The 3,200-nt window shown below is 54.5% G+C and carries 2 protein-coding genes; both read left to right on the top strand.

The features are described 5' to 3' along the window. Positions 1-259 precede the first annotated feature (259 nt). Positions 260-1,009 carry a PorV/PorQ family protein gene (locus OB13_RS19720; RefSeq protein WP_461491899.1) on the top strand — a complete coding sequence of 250 codons (750 nt, stop codon included), beginning with the start codon at positions 260-262 and terminating at the stop codon, positions 1,007-1,009. 6 nt (positions 1,010-1,015) lie between these two features. Then, on the top strand, positions 1,016-3,106 hold the full coding sequence (locus OB13_RS19715; RefSeq protein WP_461491898.1) for a hypothetical protein: 2,091 nt from the start codon (positions 1,016-1,018) through the stop codon (positions 3,104-3,106). Positions 3,107-3,200: the final 94 nt, after the last annotated feature.

The following is a 3,200-nucleotide window of genomic DNA, read 5'->3' as shown; positions in this document are numbered from 1 at the left end:
ATTCGGACAGGTCGCGACCTGTCCCTACAGGGAGATCGCTCAAATCTAATGTGGTAACCGATCCTGTTTATCCTTCTAAATTCGAAAAACAATTATCGTGGGGCTGTATATGAATATTCTAACAACCAACCCGCTACACCCTCGTACATAGCACTTTAGCTATAAAACAGAACTTGATGGGATAGCGCTTCTTCTACGCAACAAACTTTCATTCCTGCTCTTCATCTTCCTGCCCAGCCTTGCACAGGCGCAGGCCGAAGTGCCCACTGGTGCCCGGGCAGCAGCGCTGGGCAATGCCTCCGTCACCATACCTGATCTGTGGGCGCTGCACAACAACGTGGCAGGTATAGCCAGCCTGAAACAGACGCAGGTCGGAGCCTATGCCGAGAACAGATTTGGCATCCGCGCCTTCTCAACGGTAGCAGTGCAGGCCGTATACCCGACTGCCCGGTATGGCAACTATGGCCTTAGCCTGAGTCGCTTTGGCGATGCATTGTACAGTCAGCAGCATGTCGGGCTAGGTATAGCGCACAAGCTGGGGCAGTTCAGCCTGGGTGCCAAGGCCGATCTCTGGCAGGTAGCAGCCGAAGGCTATGGCAGCCGCAAAGCGGTGGCCTTGTCGGTGGGCGGGCAGGCAGAATTGGTGCCCGGCTTATACGTTGGAGCCAATGCCTACAACATCAACCAGGCCAGGCTGGCGGCATTCAACGATGAGCGGCTGCCTACCATCATGAAAGCCGGTCTCTCCTACCGCCCCTACCCAAAGCTCCTGCTGCTGGCCGAAACCGAAAAACACATCGACTTCCCGGCGGACTTTAAGGCAGGTATAGAATACCAGATGCTGCAGGAAAAACTGGCCCTGCGCTCCGGCTTCAGCACCCAGACCAACAAAGCTACATTTGGCCTGGGCTTCCGGGCCAGGCAATTGCAGGCAGACTACGCCTTCGGCTCCACTACCTTGCTTGGCATCAGCCACCATCTGGCACTCGGCTATACCTTCCAAAATTAAAGGCCGATGAAGCGACGTATACTCCTGCTCCTGCTTCTATTTTGCTACCGGCTACCGCTGCAGTCCCAGGACTACCCGCGCCAGACATTTGACTTTGATCTGTTTGTGCAGGAGCTGTTCGCCCAACAGGAAGAGGACGACGTGCCTTATGAGGATTTTTATGAGACGCTTTTCCAGTACTTCCAGCGCCCTATCGACCTGAACCGCACGACTCCCGAAGAACTTGCTTCGCTCTTTATCCTGTCGCGCCCACAAATCGCCTCGTTTTTCAGGTATACCCAACAAAACGGAAAGCTGCTGAGCATTTACGAGCTGCAGGCCATCCCTGACTTCGACCTGCTCACCATTTATAAACTGGTGTATTTTGTGCGGGTGGATGATGCCGGGCTGAATGCAGACCAACGTCCTTTGTGGCAGCGTGTTGTAGGAGAAGATAACAACGCGCTGATCCTGCGCTACGAGCGTACGCTGCAGGAACGACGCGGCTATACTACGCTCGACTCAGCCAGCCGCTCGACCACCCGCTACCTGGGCTCTCCCGAAAAGCTATACCTGCGCTACCGCATCAGCCATACCCGCGACTATAGCCTGGGCATTACCGCTGAGAAGGATGCCGGAGAACAATTTACCTGGGACCCGGCTACCCGCCGCTACGGCTTCGACTTTTACACCGTGCATCTGCAGCTCTACAACAAGGGAAAATTCAAGACGATTGCCCTGGGCGATTACCAGCTGCAGTTCGGGCAGGGGCTGCTGCTCTCTTCAGGCTATTCGGTGGGCAAAGGCAGCGAAACCATCACCACCGTCAGCCGCGCCAACGTAGGTATACGCCCTTACAGTTCCGTGCTGGAATATGCTTTCTACAGGGGCGCTGCCGCCACCTATGACCTGGGCCGGGTGGATGTCACAGGTTTCTATTCTACCAAGCGCACGGATGCCAACCTGCAGGCGCAATCGGACACACTGGATACTTTCAGTGAGTTCTTTACCGGCATACAAACTTCAGGCTTCCATCGCACGCCGACCGAGATAGCCAATAAAGGGCAGGTGCGGGAGCAGATCATCGGAGGCAATGCCACCTACCAGAGCCGCGACCGGACTTTACTGGCAGGCATTACAGCTATGTCCATCAGTTACAGTTCCCCTATTCAGAAAGCCGGTGCACCTTATCAGCGCTTCGAGTTTGGCGGCACGAGCAACTATAACATCGGCGCCAACTACAGCTATACCTGGCAAAACGTTTACCTGTTTGGTGAGACAGCAGTTTCCAAAAGCGGCGGTGTGGGTACCGTGAACGGACTGATCGCCAACCTTTCCAACAAGGTGGAGCTGGCCATGCTCTACCGCTCCTACGCCCGCGACTTCCATACCTTCTATGGCAACGGTTTTGGCGAAAGCACGCGCAACATCAACGAGCAGGGCTTCTATACCGGCATCAAGATCAAGCCTTTTGCCAGGTGGGAGCTGACCGCTTTCTACGACCGTTTCCGTTTTCCGTGGTTGCGTTACCGTGTGGATGCGCCCTCGCATGGCGACGAGTACCTGCTGCGGCTCTACTTCAAACCGAACCGTCAGAGCTCTCTTTATGCACAGTTCAAGGCCGAGCGCAAAGGTCGCAACGTAGCCGACAACCTCACCAGCACGGATTATGTGGGCCAGGCCAACCGGAGAAATTACCTGCTTTACTATGAGTTCTCGCCGACCCCAGTTGTAAACCTGCGCTCCCGGGTACAGTTCAGCAGTTTTGACCTGGAGTCGCCACAAACTACCGGTTACCTGATTGCCCAGGATATTAATCTCAATTTTAACAAAATCCGTCTCAGTACCCGCTACGCCATTTTCGACACCGACAACTATGATACCCGTCAGTATGCGTTCGAACGCGATGTATTGTACGCTTTTTCTATACCTGCCTTCAGCGGCAGAGGCACCAGGATGTATGCGCTGCTACAATTCCGTCCTTTACGAAAGTTAGATGTATGGATCAAGTACGGACTGACGCATTACCGCAACCAGAAAACCATTGGGTCAGGACTGGAGACGATCGAAGGACCAAGAAGATCGGATGTGAAGGCACAGGTGAGGTATAGGTTTTAGGAGTTGGGGAGTTTGGGAGTTAGAGAGGAGAGGCATGCGGGGACCAGGCCCAACTACTCCTAATCCCTCAGAGCTACACTCGCAAGCTTCGAAC

Source organism: Pontibacter sp. HJ8 (assembly GCF_054824225.1).
This window is presented reverse-complemented; position numbering and strand designations above follow the sequence as displayed.